Here is an 18,642-nt window from a genome sequence, read left to right as displayed (position 1 = left end):
AACACACTCCCGATTTTTTATACCATTGTACCATATTTCTTTATAATTACTATTTATTTTCTAAAAAATGTTTGATTTGCTGCTTTTTTTAATCGATTCATATATCCCATATTTTCACTGGTTTCATCATATCCTTCAGCTAGAATAATACCATCATGTCCCAATAAATCAGCATCTAATTGTCTTAATCCGCTAAACAAATGATGCATAGCTGATTTCACGTCTTTATTTTCAGATAAAATATAATGAGCAAATACCGAATAATCATCTAATTCATCATAGATAGCTTGACTTGACAAAATCGCCACTTTTTTTTGTTGCGATTTATAATAGTTAATCGCGTGTCTCCAGTCATTAATTGATCCATCAACAATAATCACCTCAGCGTCAGGTGAATAGTGCTTATACTTCATTCCTGGTGATTTTGGTGCTTGTTTATCATCTACAAGATGCGTATCAATCAATACTTCCCCAATTATTTTTTCAATTTCTTCTTTTGTGATAGCTCCAGGTCTTAATATCGTTGGTTTATCTAATTGACTCATGTCTATAACTGTTGACTCAATCCCTACTTCACATTCTCCATCATCTAATATGGCTTCAATTTTTCCATTTAAATCATTGAACACATGTGTAGCTGTTGTAGGGGATGGTTTACCTGATGTATTAGCACTTGGACCAACAAGTGGCAGATTAGATTCACGTATTAATGACAATGTTAAATCATTATTTGGCATTCTAAATGCTGCTGTTTCCAATTGGTCTGTCATACTAATCGACAGATTGGCTTCCTCAGATAACGGTAGTATAAGTGTTAAAGGTCCTGGCCAAAAAGTTTCCATTAATTGATTTGCCTTATCAGAAATGCCACTTACATATTGTGCAACCATTTCTTTTGAAGCAACATGAACGATTAATGGGTTATCGCTAGGTCTTCCTTTTGCTGCATAGACTTTTTTTACTGCTTTACTATTAGTCGCATCTGCCCCCAAACCATAAACTGTTTCTGTTGGAAACGATACTAAACCACCTTGTTTTATGACACGTGCTGCTTGTTTAATGTCTTCTTGATGATAGATTTTTGTCTCCATCCCTACACTTCCTTTTAATAAACTTTAATCATTCGATCATGACCAGACATATCCTTGACTACTTCTACAACTTTTTGCGGAAAGTATTCTTCAAAAAGTCGTGAGACACTCATTCCTTGTGTGTAGCCAATTTCTAAATAAATTTTACCCTTTTCATTTAATACCTTTGTTGATTCCTTAGCTATTTTTTCATAAATCGCTAATCCTTTATTATCAGCAAATAAAGCCATTTTAGGCTCATGTGTTCTAACGGATTCATCCATCTCTGGCCACTCGTCTTCTCCAATATAAGGTGGATTTGAGATGATAATATCAAACGTTTCATCCATGACTGGTTCTAAGGCATCCCCTAAATAAAAATCAATTGATGTATCTAGTTGTAATGCGTTTTTCTTTGCAATTTCTAAAGCACTTGATGATAAATCAACGGCTACTACATCCCAGTTAGGGCGATTTTTTTTCAGAGAAATCGCAATAACACCTGTACCCGTGCCAATATCAATAACTGATTTTTTAGTTAAATCATTTTCTGTTAAACACAGTTCAACGAGTTCTTCTGTTTCAGGTCTTGGAATCAACGTATCTTCTGACACAACAAAACGTTCACCATAAAATTCACATGACCCTATTAAATATTGTGGCGGGTAATTTTCACTCACCTTAACTAAATCAGTTTTTAATCGATGCACTATCTCTTCAGGTACTTCTTTATTGAAATGCAATAAGAGGTTTGTCTTATTCCAGTTATTATATTCTAACAATAGGTATTCAGCAATCTCCGTTTCTTTATTATGCTCTTCTAAAAAAGAAGAAGCCCATTTCAGGACTTCAAAATATGTAACAGGTTTATCCATTTAATTTCTCCAATTGAGCTGTTTGATCATAAATAATCAACGCATCCACAATTTCGTCTAATTTTCCGGCTAAGATTTGGTCTAATTTTTGAATGGTCAAACCAATTCTATGATCCGTCACACGATTTTGTGGGAAGTTATATGTCCGAATACGCTCAGAGCGATCTCCCGTACCAACAGCTGACTTACGGTTAGCATCGTATTCACTACGGCTTTCTTGTTGCAATTGATCATATACTCTAGCACGCAACACTTTCATCGCTTTTTCTCTATTTTTCAACTGAGAACGCTCATCCTGCATAGCTACAACAATCCCTGTTGGAATATGTGTCAAACGAACGGCAGAAGCTGTTTTATTGACGTGCTGTCCACCGGCTCCACTTGCATGATAAATATCCACACGAATGTCTTTGTCTTCTAAGTCTAACTCAACTTCTTCTGCTTCAGGTAAGACAACGACTGTTGCTGTTGACGTGTGAACACGACCTTGAGATTCAGTTGATGGAACACGTTGTACACGATGTGCGCCACTTTCATATTTTAGTTTTGAAAAGACACTGTCTCCTGTAATCATCACAGTGACTTCTTTATATCCACCAATATCAGTGATGTTGGCATCCATGACTTCAAACGTCCATCCTTGATTTTGTGAATAACTTTGATACATCTCAAATAAATCGCCAGCAAATAATGCGGCTTCATCTCCACCTGCTGCACCACGGATCTCCAAGATAATATTTTTATCATCATTCGGGTCTTTAGGTAATAAAAGAATTTTAATACGTTCTTCTAATTCTTCTTTTTCAGTTTTTAATTCAGATAACTCTTCTTTAGCCATCTCTTGCATCTCATCATCAAGTTTTTCACCTAATAACTCTTCCGTATCTGAAATGCCTTGAGTGACTTCTTTGTATCGGCGGTACACGTCAACTGTTTCACGTGTTCCTGCTTCTTCTTTTGATAGCTCCATAAAACGCTTCGTGTCACTTACGACATCTGGGTCACTTAGTAATTCCGCTAATTCTTCATAACGGTCTTCTATCGCTTGTAATTGATCAAACATTTTCTTCATCCTTTCGATTTGACAGTGGTGGATTCACATAATGCTTACGACAAACTGGGTAGTAAGCTTCATTGCCACCTATTTGAATTTGTTCACCTGTATAAACAGGTTTATTATTATCCATTCTTAGATTCATTGTAGCTTTTTTATGACAAAACCAACAAATCGTTTTTAATTCCTCAATTTTATCTGCATATAATAATAAATATTTAGAGCCTTCGAATAACTCATTTTTAAAATCATTTTTTAAGCCAAATGCCATCACAGGAATATCAAGTTCATCCACAATTCTAGCAAATTGTACCACATGAGCTTGTTCTAGAAATTGCGATTCATCAACCAATATACAGTATGGTTTATTACACATCTTACTCACTGTATCATAAACATTTGTATCATGAAAAATGGGAATAGCCTCACGACGTAATCCTATACGACTTGAAACGATACCTATTTCATCTCTTGTATCTAATCCACTTGTCATCAACACGACTGGTTTATTTTGTTCTTCATAATTGTGTGCGACTTTTAAAATTTCAATCGTTTTCCCACTATTCATTGCACCATATTTAAAAAATAATTGAGCCATTTCATCATACTCTCCTTAGTTTATCCTATGATAGTATACTGTAATTTTCGAAAAAAATCATCAAATCAACAGTTTTTTTACTATTATTATTAGATTTTTCACTAAGAATCAGTTATGGGCTCCGTTTTATATTTTGTAATTAATCACTATGACACTTATAAACCATAACACATTTAAACCAATAAATAGACTCAAACTTTCCAACAAACAATATAATAAAATAAATAATAATCCGGAAACAACTTCCCAATAGATACTTTGCCTTGGAATCGTTGAAAAACAAAACAAACATTTTCCTCTTAAAAATAAAAAAGAAAAAACAGGAACCAGTTCATACCATGAAAGCTCATGCCTACAAACACTGCAATGTGATTTTGGTAGTACAATTGACTGACCATTTCTTGTGCGTTGACCAACTAAAACAAAAAAAGAAGCCAAACTGGCTCCAAGGAAAAATAATAAAATATAACCATTCAACATATAAGTCACACCTTCCTTTAATACTATATTCGTAAAAAAGGAAAAAGAGCCTTAAAAAGACTCTTTTTAGCGTTGATATTTTTGTAAATCTTGCTCATATTTTGTGATATTTGATTGGTTAACTTTTCGTAAACGGCCTTTAATAGGTTTGGTTTGTAACGTTTTTAAAACTAGCTCACCTTTACCATTTAATATATCAACAAAAGTTGAAATATCTAATAGATCAATCACCCCAATATCATCAGCAGTCATACCATCAATTTGGCACAAAGCTCCTACAATATCACCGGCGCGCATTTTTTGTTTTTTTCCAGCATTGATATGAATTTTCATGATATCTTCTTTAAATGATAATCCTTTTTCTTTGCGTAATTTTGGAGATTCTAATTGTCTATCTAAAAATGGACGTTTCATCTCTTTTACTAACTCTTGATTTGGACGACGCATCTCTTCAAGACTATCGCCTTCTTTTGCCATAATCGCTTTAAAAGAGGATTTATCTTTCGAATTGACAAATGATATGGCTTTCCCACTTTTCTCAAAACGAGCTGTACGACCGATTCGATGCGTATATGTTTCAACTTTATCAGGAATATCATAATTCACAACTAGCTTAATGTCTGATACGTCAATCCCTCTAGCTGCGACATCTGTTGCGACTAAACAATGAATGTATCCACGTTTGTAATCTTTAATCACTCGTGTTCTATCTCGTTGTTCCATCCCACCATGTAACATTTCACAATTAACACCTAGATTTTTTAGTTGCTTCGTTAACTCTTCAACCATAATCTTAGTATTACAAAAGATAATACTTGTCTCAGGATTTTCAACAATCAATGTATCTTTAAACTGTGCGCTTTTTTCATCATCAGCTGTCCATTGATAATATTGTGAAATACGTTTCTTTTGGTCATCAGTTTTTTTAATTTCAACATACACTGGATTATGTAGGTACTTTTTAGATAATCGTTTCACTGCATCAGGCATTGTTGCTGAAAACAGGGCGGTCGTTCTTTTCTTTGGTAATCTCGGCATAATCTGATCAAGTTGCTCGATAAATCCCATCGCAAACATCTCATCTGCCTCGTCAATTATCACTTGATTGATTTTACTTAGGTTGATCGTTTTTTGCATGATATGATCATACAATCTACCAGGCGTTGCTACTACAATATGTGTTCGTTGCTTAAGTTGTTTGACTTGCATTTGATAAGAACTTTTACCAAATAAACTCACTACTTTTAAACGTTTATATCGACCAATATTGAATAATTCATCTTGGATTTGTGTAGCGAGTTCTCTAGTTGGTGTTAGTATCAAAACTTGTGGGTATCGTTCTTCCCATTCAACAGTATCACATACAGGAATACCAAATGCCGCTGTTTTTCCACTACCAGTCTGAGATTGAACCACGATATCTTTTTTTTCAAGTAACAAAGGAACCACTTCTTTTTGCACCTCAGTTGGTGAGGTATAGCCTAAAACGTCAAGTGCATTAATAATTGACTCATCGATTCCGAAAAGATTAAATTTATTTTTTGTCATGTAAACATCCTTCATCAAATAAGCTTTTGCCTATTTGTTTATTTTAGCTTAATTAGTGTAACATGTTTTACTTAAATTACTAGCATAATTAATTTATTTTCACCATTTTAAAGACATCCAATAACAAATAACAATGAATCGCAACAGACAATGGTTTAAACAAAATAATAGTTCTTAGATAATTTTTAAATGATATATTTGTAAAACCTGCTGCTAAACAAGCCAAATCATCAGGACCAAAAGGCATCAAAAAGACAATAATTAACATCCAGATGGTATGTTTATTCCCTAGTTGAATCAATTTATCTAAACGAGGTAAACTTTTTTCCGACAAAATCGATAAAACAAATGACCGACCATAATGACGAACAAGTATAAATAGTATGACTTCACCTATTATCAGGCCAGCAGACGCGTAGATTACTCCTATTATTTTGCCAAAAACAACAACTCCGACCACATCGCTCATCCCACCAGGTATAATAGGTAAAATAGGCTGTATGATTTGAATCATGATAAAAATTACCGGTGCATACCACCCAAAATGATGAATAAACTGTTTTAATTGTGTTGGATTTTGGCATAATTGATGGCTGTATGCATAAAATATAGCAAGGAGCAACAAGATAATGCCAATAACAAAAAAGACCTTAATTAATTTTCTCATGTTGTCTCCTTTCATTTAGTTAGTCATACTTATTGAATCATTAAATTAATAAGTAAATATGATGGTTTTATAACTATTTTTGTCCAATAAAAAAATCAACCACATACATAGGTGATTGATTTTTTATTATTAAACAGTTAAACCAATATTTTTTTCTTTCGCTTGTTCCACCATTTTTTGAGCGACATAAACATCTAACACTGCTGAGCCAACTGTTTTGAAAATCGTAATATCTTCATCATGTTTTCTACCAGTTAATTTACCTAAACCAAGCTTACCTAGTTCACCTTCATATTTTTCTTTTGATACATAGCCATCTTCTAATGGTTGCATGAAATCTCCTGCTTCTTGCAAGACACCATCCATCGTGTCAAAAATAACCACATCTGCTTCTTTAATAATCTCTCGCGGAATTTCACACATATCATGTGTATAAGCCCCTACACCATTTATATGAGCTCCTTTTTTCACCCATTCACTAGAAAATGTTGGTTGTTTAGATGTTGTCACACTTGTAATGATATCAGCTCCTTCAACACATTCTTGTGCTGTTTTTGTAGGAATCATATTGATATCATATTTATCTGACATCTCTTTAGCAAACGCTGAAGCTCTCTCAAAATCAATATCAAAGATGCGAACTTCTGTTAAATCTCTAGCAGTTAGCATAGCCCATAGTTGACCTTCTGCTTGACCACCCGTTCCAATCAATGCACCAATTTTAGCATCTTTCCTTGCTAAAAGTTCTGTTGCAGCTCCTTGGACAGCACCTGTTCTTAATTGAGTTAAGTAGGTGCCATCAATCATGGCATTCACAATACCTGTTTCTGCATCCAACACTACCATTGTGGCTGGAACACTTGGAATATTCTTCTCAATATTTTTTGGATAAACAGATACAATTTTGACTCCCAAAGCATCTTTGCCATTATCACATTCAACATATCCTGGCATATAAAGACTTTGACCTTCCGATTTTGGTACTGGAATATTCGTTCTTAATGGAATAGTAGCACGACCTTCTGAATAAATTTTTAACGCTTCTAAAGACGCATCCATTGCCGCTCTCATATCAAAACATTTTTCAATATCTTCTTTTTTCAAAAATAACATATTTATTTCCCCTTCCTAAACTGGTTGTGATCCTTTTTTAATTTGTGCAGCTAACATTGAATATGAACTATAAAGTAGTACAAAAATGACAACCCATTTTAACATGTAAGTATTTAATGATTTGACTAAAAACACTGCAACTAATACACCAAGTACCCCAAAAACAGAAGTAAATAGTGTGATTTTTCGGCTGTATTCACCAAATTTAATAAATTGAACACTTCCGATTGGCACTGAGAATGTACAAGCTCCCATCATGATTGGAAATGCTGCGATTGGATCCATTCCTAATAAATAAACTGTCACCATTGTTAAAGCATATGACCCAATCCCAATATTGTTTAATGCACCATACACAAATAATAAAAATGCTGCTAAAATAAGTTTTCCACCATATAATTCTGTTGCTGTGCCATTTGATTGAATCCAATTAACTTGTCCGGCAAAAATTAAGAATGCTGCAATGATTAATCCTACACCAACGAATTTTTTAATGGTATCTTCTGGTAATTTCACTACAAATTTTGGCCCAATATAAGCACCGATTACTTGTGCTATAATACAAATCGCTAGTGTTTTAATTCCTACATTTACTCCTGAAATATACGATAACGCCATAGCTGCAACAGGAATCACACATTGCGTATTTAGTGTCCCTGGTAATTTTTTCATGTTAACCCATCCTAATTTAGGATAAAGAACTGTTCCTATTGCAAAATCTGAAATACCAAATGTTGATAAGAAAAACATGATAAATGAAGTAAATGGCAACCATTTTACATTTGCTTTTTCTTCTTTAAATTCTTCTTTATGACTCATTAAATCTTTCACAAATGTAAAAGCAAAGAATCCATTGACTAAAATAATAAGTGTTAATAATACCGTTCTGACCATGACTTATTCCCCCTTAAATATTGACCGCACTTTTTCAAATTCGTGACCATATTTACTGCTTAATTCTTGAGGCATTTCTTCAATAATTTTTAATGTATAAGCATCATGTTTGATATATTCTTTTGACAAACTGACCATCGCATTGTTTTTTGTCCAAGTGACATCGGTTTGATTTGCGTCTTCTGACAAAGTCCCAAAAACGACTTCTTCTTCATCACGCACAACATTTATCCACCTGGAACCAAAATCAGCCAATTTATCTTCTTCAAATCCATGTTTATAATAATGATTTAGCGGCAAGTCATAATGATGTTCAGCATCAAATAAAATTACGACACACTCATCTAACCTTTTTTCCGCGTCTTGCAATAATAATAATAGCTCTTTACTGACATCTTGTTTCCATATTTGAATTAACAAACTACTTTTTGAATGCTTGATTAAATGCTCCACTTTTTCAATTACATGTGAATACCCTTCGATTTTCCACAATAAATCTTCTTCCTCAGCTTCTTTTATCCCGCCTAATTGCTTGTCCAGTACTGCCAAATCTTTTTTAACATCTTTTTCTAAGCGTTCGATAAATTCATCTGAAGAAATTGCTCGATATAACTTTGGTTCTGATTTATTGACAATAATTAAATTTTTTTTCAATAACTTTTCTAAAATGTTATACACTTTTGACCTTGGTACACCAGACTTTTTGCTAATTTCATAACCTGTTAGTTTATCTTGTTCTAACAAGGTGGTATACACTAATGTCTCCATCTCAGAAAAATGATATTTTTTCATTATTTGTATTATTGTTTCCATATTTTTTCAACCTCTTTTTTAGTAGCTACCTTAGTAACTACTATATCATAAAATAACGTTTACACAATACATTTGTGAGTTATTTAACATTAAATAAACCCTTTAAAAACAAATTCACAAATGGTTTTAACAAGTTTTTCTATGATGATAGAACTTTTATCACAAATAATAAAGAACAATTTTTCACAAATAAAAAAACTCAAACCAAAATGATTTGAGTTTTCCCTATTTTACATTATGATAAAATCAGTGCATCATCTGTTAATGCTTGTCCACTATTTTTTTGGAATAAATCCATTAGATCTTGTACTTTAAGTCCTTCTTTTTGTTCCTGATTAATATCAACGACTATTTTTCCTTCATGTAACATAACCAAACGATTCCCATACTTTATAGCATCTTCCATATTATGCGTAATCATGAGTGTCGTTAATTGATCTTCATGAACCATTTTATTGGTTAAAGATAAAACAGATTGACTCGCTTTTGGATCAAGAGCAGCAGTGTGCTCATCTAGTAATAATAGTTTAGGTTTTACTAATGTTGCCATAAGTAGTGTCAGTGCTTGGCGTTGTCCTCCAGATAGTAGCCCAACTTCTTTTTTTAGTCGTTCTTCTAATCCTAAATCTAAACGCACTAACTGTTTCTTAAACTCTTCTCGTTGACTATCTGTTACACCTAAAGACAACCCCCGTTTTTTTCCACGTGAATAAGCAATCGATAAATTTTCTTCAATGCTTAATCTTGTCGCTGTCCCCATACGTGGATCTTGGAATACTCGCCCGATATGAGCAGCACGTTTTTCAGTTTTTTGATTGGTAATATCCATGTCTTCTAAGAGTATTATCCCTGAATCGACTGGAATATTTCCTGCGATACAATTTAATAATGTTGATTTCCCTGCTCCGTTACCACCGATGACTGTGACAAAATCACCCTCATTTAACGTTAAGTTTACTCCACGTAACACATGATGTTCATTCACCGTTCCCACTTCAAAACTTTTATGTATATCCGTCAATGTTAATGTTGCTGACATGATGATTCCTCCTTATTCTCGTTATTTTTTCTTTCGATTCAATTTATTTTTGATTAAAGGTGACGATAAACAAATCGTCAAAATAATTGCTGAGAATAATTTTAAGTCTGTTGGTGCAACACCTAGATACAGTACGAATGAAATAATGAATCGGTAAATAATTGACCCTAGTATAATTAGACATAATCGTTTAACAAAACTAACATCTTTAAATAAAACCTCACTGATAATGACTGAAGCTAATCCAATAACGATTGTGCCAATCCCCATACTAATATCAGCATACCCATTACTTTGGGCCATTAAAGCTCCTGATAGAGCAATTAAACCATTTGATATCATATAGCCAATGATCTTCATATTGTCTGTGTTAATCCCATTAGCCTCACTCATCGCATTATTATCACCTGTTGCATGAATCGCTAGACCAATGGCTGTTCTAAAGAATAAGAACAAGAATAAAATGACAATTAACGAAGCAATTACACCAACGATTAAAGTGGCGATTTGATTAGTCATTCCTAAATCATTAAACAAACGCATGACAGTCTTTTTACCTAATAATGAAACATTCGCTTGTCCCATGATTCTTAGATTAACTGAATACAACCCTGTCATGGTTAATATCCCTGCAAGTAATGCTGGGATTTTTAATTTAGTGTGAAGTAAGCCTGAAACAAGTCCTGCTAATAATCCACCACCTAATCCCATTATTGTTGCAATTAATGGAGAAGTTCCTGACACAATTTGGCTAGCACTTATAGCTGCACCTAATGGAAAACTAGCCTCTGCCGTTAAATCTGCCACATCTAGAATTCGGTATGTTAAGTACACACCAATAGCCATAATCGACCACAAAAATCCTTGAGAAACACTTGAAATTATGATATCCATTACAATTCACTCCGCTTATCTTTGTCTTATTTTATCGTTGAAGGGTCAATCCCTAATGCTTTTGCCATATCTTCATTGACTACTAAGTCCAAATCAGTTGGCGTATCTACTGCTAAATCAGCTGGTTTTGCTTCACCTTTTAAAATCTTCACTGCTAATTTTCCAGTTTGTCGACCTAATTTTTCATAATCTAATCCGTAAGTTGCCAAAGCCCCAACTTTTACATCTTCTGCAGATCCAGTAACTATCGGTAATTTTTTATTTCGTGCAATCTCACCAACTGTCTCCATGGTATTAGCTAAAGTATTATCAGTTGGAATATACACACCATCTACTTCTCCTGCTAGAGCTGTCATAACCTGTTGCACATCATTTGTTGAAGTCACGGTTGATTCTTTGACTTTGACACCTTTTTTCTCAATGGCTTCTTTTGCTAATTTCGCTTGAATAACTGAGTTTTCCTCACTTGAGTTATAAATAATTCCAATCGTTTTTGCATCTGGAACAATTGATAACAATAGATTTGTTTGTTTGTCTATTGGTACCATATCACTCGTTCCTGTAATATTTTTACCTGGTTTTTCATTACTATCTACTAGACCTGCCGACACAGCATCTGTCACCGCAGTGAATATTATAGGTATATCTGTTGTTTCTGTCGCTACTGAAATAGCTGCTGGTGTTGCGATAGTTAAAATCACATCACTTTTCTCTTTTACTAATTTTTCACTCATACTTTTTAGATTTGCTTGATCTCCTTGTGAATTTAGAGAATCAATTTTTATGTTTTTCCCATCTTCGTAACCTTCATCCTTCAATTCAGCAATAAATCCTTCTCTGGCTTTATCTAAAGATTTATGCTCCATATATTGTAGGATCCCGATTCTTTGTACACTCGAATCCGTTTCCGCACTTTTGTTTCCACATCCAACTAATAATCCTACTGCTGCTAATCCGACTAAACTACTTAACATTTTTTTCTTCATTTTTTCTTCCTCCATTTTCTTAGTTCAACCACATAAGAAAATCAATTAAAAAAGCATTGACTAGATACAATAATCTAAGCCAATGCTTTAAAAAGATATCGAACGACTATCTTTTAAAATATAAAAGCCACTTAGATTATCTTAACAATCTATGTGGCGAACGTTGCTCGTTAAAATTCCTTAGCCCCATAGATACAAACTTTCCGGTTTGCATCCATGACTGACATGTCTACAAACACTATCTAAAGTAGCTAAAGTAAAAATTATTCAGTTTTGTTGGTTTTTGTTGCTTTGTTGTATTCATAGCAAGTTCCTCACAATCTAAATTTGTTAAACGTAGTATATCTTAATATATCATGTGATGTCAATATTATTTCTCATTTTTTTTTAATTTAATTAAAAAAAGATTTGGGTAAGTCTAATAAGATACCGAACACCGCTTGGATTAATGTCACTGGAATCATGCCTAATAATGATACTATCACCCATAGTTCATAAGCAAGCGTCTAACGCGAATCTCGTTTAAATGCTTCTTTTCTAATAAATCGAGATAAGAATGATCCAATTGGAATACCAAATGTATTGCCCATATGAACAAACCGTACGTCCCTTTACTTCTGTGACTGCTAACATGATGCGAGAATTAAAATTTTCGGATAACATTTCTTTTTTATCACTCTTTTCCAACTTGGCATATTTCTTAACTCATAATATAAACGTTTATACCGCTCTGTAAAACCTGCTAGTTTTTTTCTTGCATAACGTTTCTCCTTACAGATAATACTGTCATCATAAATGACATTAAATAACACAGATAATTTCATACTCCATACATCCCAAGAATGAGGTAAAAATCAATCTTTAGATTCGTTAATTACACGCTGTTTTGCTCTATACTTTATACTTGTGAAGAGAGGATGATGACAATGAAACATTATAAAAAATTGATTATAGCTATTATTCTAGTTGCCTTTATTGGAACACCTTGGTATTTCTATCACAAATACCAAGGTGGTACTTACTATTATACTAAAATCACCAGAGAACCAATCAATATTAATGATGCTACTGATGATAGAGGAATAACTCAAGGTTCTATTTATACTTATAATTTACCAAGCGTTGATAAAGACGGAAAAGAAAAAGAGATTGAATTTGAGGCCTATAAAGACAAACCTCTAAAACAAGATGCCTATCTAAAAATAAAAGTTAATGATATAAAAGGGGTTTTGAGTTGGGAAGAAGTTAACAAATATGACCTGCCAACTAAAGCTAAAGAGTCTTTTAGTTAATCTAAAAAGGAGCTAGAAAAATTAATTTTCTAACTCCTATTTTTTTATTTTGAGGCTTGTGTTTTCTTTATAAATGAGCGAGGAACTTTTGATTTGAATATCATTTTTTCACCAGTAGTTGGATGTATAAAGACTAGTGTCGTAGCATGTAATCCTAATCGTTTTAACGGATTACTCGTTGCACCATATTTTTTATCCCCAACAATTGGATGTCCGATACTTTCCATATGAACTCTGATTTGGTTTTTTCTACCAGTATCAAGAGAGACCTCTAGTAGGCTGTAGTCGTTATTTTTGCGTGTTACTTTATAATGACTCACTGCTTTTTTACCGCCATTGTCATGTGGACTTGAATAAACTTTAAATGTCTTGCTTTCAGTCAACCATGATGTAATGGTGCCTTTTTCTTTAGTTACTTTTCCTTCTACCAAAGCTGTATAGAGACGCTCTTGTACTGAAGCTTTCCACGTTTCTTGTAATTTATGCTTTACTGATTCTTTCTTAGCAAATAACATCACACCTGATGTGTCTTTGTCCAATCTATGAACAATATAAATACGATTTTTCGGATGATCACGTTTCACATATCCCATTAATTGATTGTGAGCAGTCGGCTCGTTGCCTTTATCTGTCGCAACTGATAGCAATCCAGCTTCTTTATCAATGACAATAATATCATCATCTTCATATACAACACTCAAACCAACCAACGCTTTTTCTTTCATCAATGACTCATTGCTTTGAATACTCACAACATCTCCACTGACAAGTTCATCATTGTGTTTTGTTGTTGGTTTACCATTCACCGATACTTGCCCTCTTGTTAGGATTGATTTTACTGAGTTACGACTTTTATTAATATTAGCTAATAAAAATGGTAATAATTCAGCTTCTTCAGTAACAGTAAACTGCTTCTGTTGAAATCCGTTTGATTTCATTGGTTTTGTTGATTTTCTTGGTTTATTTTTTTTCATTATCTACCTTACTCTTTCCTTGTTGCATCATAGTCTTCATTGAACATATTACTATATAATGCAACAAAGAAACAAGTTAAAGATATGTCTTAAACTTGTTTCTTTAGTACATAAAACACTAACATCTGTTTCAAAGTCAAGAATAAAACATTCTATGTTATAATATATTTATTAACTTGAAAGGAATGAGTAGTGTGGAAAAATTTTTATTAGGCTCATATACTAGAAGAATAAGTGAAGGAATCTATGGCATCACTTTGGATACAAAAAAGAAAGAACTTGTTCATTTAACTCACTTAATCAGCGAAGACAACCCAACTTATCTGGATGTGTCAGATAATAATATTCTTTATGCTGTAGCAAAAGAAGGCGAGTTAGGGGGAGTTGCTAGCTATAAAACAAATGACAATGGGACTTACACTTTATTAAACCGTGTTATGATTGAAGGAGCACCACCTTGTTATGTTGCTGTTGATAACAAACGTCAAGTTGTTTATGGTGCTAATTATCACCAAGGAATTTTGTACTCTTATAAAATTTCAGAAGATGGCTCTTTGGCATTGGCTGACAAAATCCAAGATAGTGGACATGGTCCTCATGAAAACCAAGATGGACCTCACGTTCATTACGCTGACTTAACACCTGATAATCGTTTAGTCGTTTGTGACTTAGGAAATGACACTGTTTATACTTATGATGTAGACAATGAGGGTAAATTAACTGAAGTAGCAAAATTTATCGCAGCTCCTGGCACTGGACCTCGTCACCTTGTCTTTCATCCAACTAAACCTATCGCTTATCTTTTCGGTGAGTTATCAAGCGATGTTCTAGTATTAGATTATGATGCTAGCACAGGTAGTTTTAAAGAATTACAAACTATTTCAACTTTACCAGAGACACATACTGGCTTTAATGGTGGAGCTGCTATTCGCATTTCTAAAGACGGTAAGTTTTTATATGCGTCAAATAGAGGGCATAATTCATTAGTTGTTTATGGTATATCTGAAGATGGAAAAGCTCTAAATACCTTACAATGGATTTCGGTTGAAGGTGATTTTCCTCGTGATTTTAATCTATCAAAAACTGGTGATTTCATCGTAGTGGCTAATCAAAACTCTGATAATCTAACACTTTTTGAAAGAAACAACGATACTGGATTATTAACTCTCTTACAAAAAGATGTTTTTGCTCCAGAAATTGTTCGTGTTAAAAATTATTAATAAAAAAACGTGAGGCCATTTTTTTAAATGTTCTCACGTTTTCTTTATTCTTTAACTAGTTTTAATTTTCCCTTACCTACTACGTACATCGAACCGCCAAACATCATACTCGTTACTACCCATACACCAATATTGAACCATTTCAACTCGATTGGCTCATGTAAAATAAGCGGAAATAGAAATTCCATCCAGCCAAACATAAAAATCCCCCAATTAATCCCCGCTATTATTGCTCCTCGTTTAATCTTTTTTAATTCTTTTTGATACGTTTCTTCATCGAAAACTTCTGTTTTAACTACATCATATTTTTTTGTTTTTAATAGAATATAATATGAATTAAATTGCTGAATGAGAAATAAAAAAATAGTTCCTAATGAAATAGTATGATGCCACGCATCCCAGATAAAACTAATCATCATGGACATAGTTAACAATATAAACGTAATCATATTAGTATCTGCCAATACTTTATAAATCATTTTTTGTTGGTATTCATCTCTGTCGTCAATAAATCCTACAAAGCGTTTTAATAATTTTTGTTCTGTTTGCTTCATTTTTTCACTCCTTGTTTTCCACATTCCAAAACAATGTATTTAGATCTGTTTGAAGTTCTCTTGCTATCTTTATACATAAATCTAGCGATGGATTATAGGTGGTATTTTCAATTAAATTAATTGTTTGTCTTGCAACACCGACTCGTTTTGCTAGTTCAGCTTGCGACCAACTTTTTTGTTTACGATATTCTTTTATTCGGTTCATGATTTCCTCTCTTAAAAAGACATCTATATATGACTAATTTTACTATAAAGTTCCCTTCTCTATTTGTCAATTATATATGACATTCATACCAATTTATTACAAAAAACCACTTATTTTCATAAGTGGCTTCTACTATGTTTATTTAGTAACCTAACTCTAAATCAACCCTATTTTTTAATGGTTCTTGATGAGTAAAATGAGATACATTGTCCATCAAAACGTTAAACGCTCTTTCATTATATTTATCAGTAGCACCTGAAATATGCGGGGTGATTAATACATTCTCTAAACACCACAATTCACTGTCCTTAGAGAGCGGTTCTTCTTCAAAAACATCCAGAGCGGCAAACCCAATTTTTCCAGATTTGATATGCTTAATCAAGGCTCTAGTGTCTACAGAGCTACCTCGTCCCATATTTATAAAGATAACCCCGTTTGTCATTTTCGAAAATAAATCATCATTAAAAAAATGATCAGTCTCTGTTGTTCCTGGCATTAGATTTATCATAATGTCTACTGTACGAAGAACCTCATTACCTTCTTCAAATGAACATGTTTGAGTAAATCCCTCTACTACTCTACCGCTTCGATTTATACCAAATACATCGCAATCAAATACTTGTAACGTTTTAGCTAATTGTCTTGCGATATTCCCTGTACCAAATATCATGACTTTTTTTCCAACTAAGTCTGTTCCTTTTTCTGTTATACCCCATTCACGTTTTTCTTGATTCAAAATAGATTGACGTATATTTCGTGTATGACTAAATAACATTCCCAACACACTTTCAGTCATTTGATGACCATGTATGCCACTAGTTGTGGTAACAGTAATGCCATTACGCTCTAATTTATCCAAAGGTAAGTAATTGACACCTGCTGACAAAGTTTGCACCCATTTCAACGAACAAAACTGGTCAATGTCTGGTAAATATTGCGACCAACCATACATAATGGTTATGTCTTCAGTGTTTTGTTGGGTTAGTTCATTAAGTTTAATGATTTCTATATTAGGAAATGTATTTTTTAAATCATTTTCTTGCTCAATAGTTAAGTCTACACAATCTAATAACCTCTCCACCATTTCTATTCTCCTTAAGTTTACTTACTCAATTTGATGATTTCAATCAACGTTTTAGCAACTGTCTGCATTGACTCTACTGTAATAAATTCATACTGACCATGAAAGTTTTCTCCACCTGTAAAAATATTGGGTGTTGGTATTCCCATAAACGATATCTTAGAGCCATCTGTTCCACCTCTAAATGGAGTAATAATTGGAGTAATGGCCAGATTTTTCATTGCTTCAATTGCCACATCAACACTTGTCATATCCTGTTCAATGATATCTTTCATATTAAAATACTGATCAATCATATTTACAGATAATCTTGGTCTATCAAGCGTTTTGTTCATTTCATCTACTAATCTTGTCATATACTCTTTTCGCTCATTAAAACGCGTTGTATCATGGTCGCGTATAATATAAGTCATTGTTGCAAAGTCGATGCTTCCTTCTAAATTATGCAATAAATAAAATCCTTCGTAACCTCGTGTTTTTTCTGGTACATCTAGTTGTGGTAAATGAGTGTCAAACGCCATCGCTACTTTTAAGGCGTTAACCATCATGCCATAAGCCGTCCCTGGATGGACACTTGTCCCATCTATTGTGATAGTCGCTTGAGCTGCATTAAATGTTTCATACTCAAAATGACCAATACGGCCACTATCTATTGTATAAGCATAATCTACAGGGAAAAAGGATGGATCAAAGTGATCTGCTCCAGTCCCGATTTCTTCATCAGGACCAAAAGCTACATAAATATCTCCATGTTCAATCTCAGGATGATCAATGAAATAATCTAACATCTCTAATATCTCGACAATACCAGCCTTATCATCTGCTCCTAGTAATGTGGTGCCATCTGTTGTAATCAACGTTTCGCCAATATAATCTGTTAAGTTAGGAAATTCACTGACTTTCATCACGATGTTTTTTTCCGAATTTAGCACAACATCTTTTCCATTATAATGTTCAAAAATTTGCGGGTTGATGTTTTCAGCATTGTAGTCTGCTGTATCTAAATGTGCAATAAATCCTACTGCTTTTGTTTTATTAGTACTATTTCCTGGTAAATTAGCTGTTAAAAACCCATTCTTTTCATTATAATGACAATTTTCCAATCCCATTTTTTCTATCTCTTCTTTTAATATCATAGCAAATTCAACTTGCGTTTGAGTTGTAGGGATTGTTTGACTTGTGGCATCTGAGCGAGTATTTAGTTTTGCATACGTAATAAAGCGTTCTAGTAGTTTTGACATGTTATCTCTCCTATTCTTTATAGCAAAAAAACACCTAAGAAGGT

The 18,642-nt window shown here is 33.5% G+C and carries 20 protein-coding genes; 2 read left to right on the top strand and 18 right to left on the bottom strand.

Annotated elements, in window-relative coordinates; all coding sequences use genetic code 11:
* Window positions 1-53: 53 nt before the first annotated feature.
* The 13 genes from BW731_RS09695 to BW731_RS09635 form a co-directional block, all read right to left on the bottom strand.
* A complete protein-coding gene (locus BW731_RS09695) occupies window positions 54-1,091 on the bottom strand; it encodes an L-threonylcarbamoyladenylate synthase (protein ID WP_079347725.1) in 1,038 nt (345 codons plus the stop codon).
* Between the two features lie 14 nt (window positions 1,092-1,105).
* Window positions 1,106-1,945 (bottom strand): peptide chain release factor N(5)-glutamine methyltransferase, encoded by an 840-nt coding sequence (gene prmC, locus BW731_RS09690; RefSeq protein WP_079347723.1) that lies wholly within the window; start codon window positions 1,943-1,945, stop codon window positions 1,106-1,108.
* A complete protein-coding gene (gene prfA / locus BW731_RS09685) occupies window positions 1,938-3,008 on the bottom strand; it encodes a peptide chain release factor 1 (RefSeq protein WP_079347721.1) in 1,071 nt (356 codons plus the stop codon). Before prfA ends, prmC begins: the two co-directional genes overlap by 8 nt.
* On the bottom strand, window positions 3,001-3,597 hold the full coding sequence (locus BW731_RS09680) for a thymidine kinase (RefSeq protein WP_079347719.1): 597 nt from the start codon (window positions 3,595-3,597) through the stop codon (window positions 3,001-3,003). Before BW731_RS09680 ends, prfA begins: the two co-directional genes overlap by 8 nt.
* A gap of 126 nt (window positions 3,598-3,723) precedes the next feature.
* The gene (locus tag BW731_RS09675) at window positions 3,724-4,077 is read right to left on the bottom strand and encodes a prepilin peptidase (RefSeq protein ID WP_079347717.1); all 354 of its coding nucleotides are present in this window, start codon (window positions 4,075-4,077) and stop codon (window positions 3,724-3,726) included.
* 66 nt (window positions 4,078-4,143) lie between these two features.
* A complete protein-coding gene (locus BW731_RS09670; RefSeq protein WP_079347715.1) occupies window positions 4,144-5,625 on the bottom strand; it encodes a DEAD/DEAH box helicase in 1,482 nt (493 codons plus the stop codon).
* A gap of 88 nt (window positions 5,626-5,713) precedes the next feature.
* Complete coding sequence (locus tag BW731_RS09665; protein WP_158080201.1) at window positions 5,714-6,292, bottom strand: TVP38/TMEM64 family protein; 579 nt, start codon at window positions 6,290-6,292, stop codon at window positions 5,714-5,716.
* Window positions 6,293-6,421: 129 nt separating this feature from the next.
* Window positions 6,422-7,405: an ornithine cyclodeaminase family protein gene (locus tag BW731_RS09660; RefSeq protein WP_079347711.1), complete on the bottom strand. Its 984-nt coding sequence runs from the start codon at window positions 7,403-7,405 to the stop codon at window positions 6,422-6,424.
* A 15-nt stretch (window positions 7,406-7,420) separates the two neighbouring features.
* A complete protein-coding gene (locus BW731_RS09655) occupies window positions 7,421-8,299 on the bottom strand; it encodes a sulfite exporter TauE/SafE family protein (protein ID WP_079347709.1) in 879 nt (292 codons plus the stop codon).
* A gap of 3 nt (window positions 8,300-8,302) precedes the next feature.
* On the bottom strand, window positions 8,303-9,112 hold the full coding sequence (locus BW731_RS09650; protein WP_079347707.1) for a TrmB family transcriptional regulator: 810 nt from the start codon (window positions 9,110-9,112) through the stop codon (window positions 8,303-8,305).
* Window positions 9,113-9,347: 235 nt separating this feature from the next.
* Window positions 9,348-10,151 (bottom strand): ABC transporter ATP-binding protein, encoded by an 804-nt coding sequence (locus BW731_RS09645; protein ID WP_079347705.1) that lies wholly within the window; start codon window positions 10,149-10,151, stop codon window positions 9,348-9,350.
* Window positions 10,152-10,172: 21 nt separating this feature from the next.
* Window positions 10,173-11,045 (bottom strand): ABC transporter permease, encoded by an 873-nt coding sequence (locus BW731_RS09640; protein WP_079347703.1) that lies wholly within the window; start codon window positions 11,043-11,045, stop codon window positions 10,173-10,175.
* A gap of 26 nt (window positions 11,046-11,071) precedes the next feature.
* Entirely contained in the window at window positions 11,072-12,031 is a 960-nt protein-coding gene (locus BW731_RS09635) for an ABC transporter substrate-binding protein (protein WP_198931935.1), read from the bottom strand.
* 926 nt (window positions 12,032-12,957) lie between these two features.
* On the opposite strand from BW731_RS09635, the gene BW731_RS09625 reads away from it, so the two are divergent.
* Window positions 12,958-13,323, top strand: a complete 366-nt coding sequence (locus BW731_RS09625; protein WP_158080200.1) for a YxeA family protein — start codon at window positions 12,958-12,960, stop codon at window positions 13,321-13,323.
* A gap of 44 nt (window positions 13,324-13,367) precedes the next feature.
* Here BW731_RS09625 and BW731_RS09620 read toward each other — a convergent pair whose 3' ends face one another.
* Complete coding sequence (locus BW731_RS09620) at window positions 13,368-14,297, bottom strand: RluA family pseudouridine synthase (RefSeq protein ID WP_079347695.1); 930 nt, start codon at window positions 14,295-14,297, stop codon at window positions 13,368-13,370.
* A gap of 185 nt (window positions 14,298-14,482) precedes the next feature.
* Here BW731_RS09620 and BW731_RS09615 point away from each other — a divergent pair, with 185 nt between their 5' ends.
* On the top strand, window positions 14,483-15,517 hold the full coding sequence (locus tag BW731_RS09615) for a lactonase family protein (RefSeq protein ID WP_079348624.1): 1,035 nt from the start codon (window positions 14,483-14,485) through the stop codon (window positions 15,515-15,517).
* A 44-nt stretch (window positions 15,518-15,561) separates the two neighbouring features.
* Here BW731_RS09615 and BW731_RS09610 read toward each other — a convergent pair whose 3' ends face one another.
* From BW731_RS09610 to pepT, 4 genes are all read right to left on the bottom strand, one after another.
* Complete coding sequence (locus BW731_RS09610) at window positions 15,562-16,071, bottom strand: DUF3278 domain-containing protein (RefSeq protein ID WP_158080199.1); 510 nt, start codon at window positions 16,069-16,071, stop codon at window positions 15,562-15,564.
* Window positions 16,072-16,075: 4 nt separating this feature from the next.
* Window positions 16,076-16,276, bottom strand: a complete 201-nt coding sequence (locus BW731_RS09605) for a helix-turn-helix transcriptional regulator (RefSeq protein ID WP_079347691.1) — start codon at window positions 16,274-16,276, stop codon at window positions 16,076-16,078.
* 142 nt (window positions 16,277-16,418) lie between these two features.
* Entirely contained in the window at window positions 16,419-17,360 is a 942-nt protein-coding gene (locus BW731_RS09600) for an NAD(P)-dependent oxidoreductase (RefSeq protein WP_079347689.1), read from the bottom strand.
* Between the two features lie 17 nt (window positions 17,361-17,377).
* Window positions 17,378-18,598: a peptidase T gene (pepT, locus tag BW731_RS09595; RefSeq protein WP_079347687.1), complete on the bottom strand. Its 1,221-nt coding sequence runs from the start codon at window positions 18,596-18,598 to the stop codon at window positions 17,378-17,380.
* Window positions 18,599-18,642 lie beyond the last annotated feature (44 nt).

This window comes from Vagococcus martis, assembly GCF_002026305.1.
GTDB classification, from domain to species: Bacteria; Bacillota; Bacilli; order Lactobacillales; family Vagococcaceae; genus Vagococcus; species Vagococcus martis.
The sequence above is the reverse complement of the archived record's forward strand: the minus strand, read 5'-3'. Positions and strand labels throughout refer to the sequence as shown.